Annotated in this window: 1 protein-coding gene; it reads left to right on the top strand. The window is 76.8% G+C overall.

Going from position 1 to position 723, the window contains the following annotated elements:
• Positions 1–383: 383 nt before the first annotated feature.
• The coding region (locus tag AC2W7G_RS17730; protein ID WP_485869591.1) for an amidase family protein at positions 384–723 on the top strand (340 nt) is incomplete at its 3' end.

The raw sequence follows: 723 nt of genomic DNA, 5'->3' as shown, positions 1-723 counted from the left end.
TCGACGTGCTGGCCCGGCCGATGCCCGGCGACCCGCGCCCCGCTCCTGGCACCGACCCGGCCGTACGCGGACGCGGTCGGGCGCGACCCCGGACGCCTGCGCGTCGCCCGGTGGAGCGCGCCGTACCTGGACGGGGTCGACGCCTCGCCCGAGGCGGTCACCGCGTGGGAGGACGCCTCGCGGCTGCTCGAGTCGCTCGGCCACGAGGTCGTCGACCTGCCGAACCCGTGGCCGCAGGACCTGGAGCCGCAGTTCAACGTCGTCTGGTCGACCGGCGTCGCCGCCGCCCCCATCCCGGCCGAGGCGGACCCGCTGCTGCGCCGCACGACCCGCTACTGGCGCGAGCGCGCGCCCGGACCACCGGGCCCGAGCTCGTCCGCGCCATGCAGCACCTCGAGGCCACGACGCGCCGGGTGGTCACCGAGCTGCAGGGCTTCGACGCCTTCCTCACCCCCACCCTCGCGCTGCCGCCGCAGCCGCACGCCTGGTTCACCGAGTCCGGCGACGGCGCCGAGGACCACCGTCGCGAGCTGCTGTTCACGCCGTACACCGCGTTGATGAACATGAGCGGGCAGCCCGCCGCCAGCCTGCCGCTGGGCTGGACCGAGCCGACGCAGGAGCGACCGACCCTGCCCGTGGGCGTCATGCTCGCCGCCCACCCGGGCCAGGACGCGCTGCTGCTCCAGCTGCGCGAGCTCGAGGCCGCGGCCCCGTGGCACGACC

Source organism: Aeromicrobium sp. PFPM2_SD2, from assembly GCF_057364525.1.
This window is presented reverse-complemented; position numbering and strand designations above follow the sequence as displayed.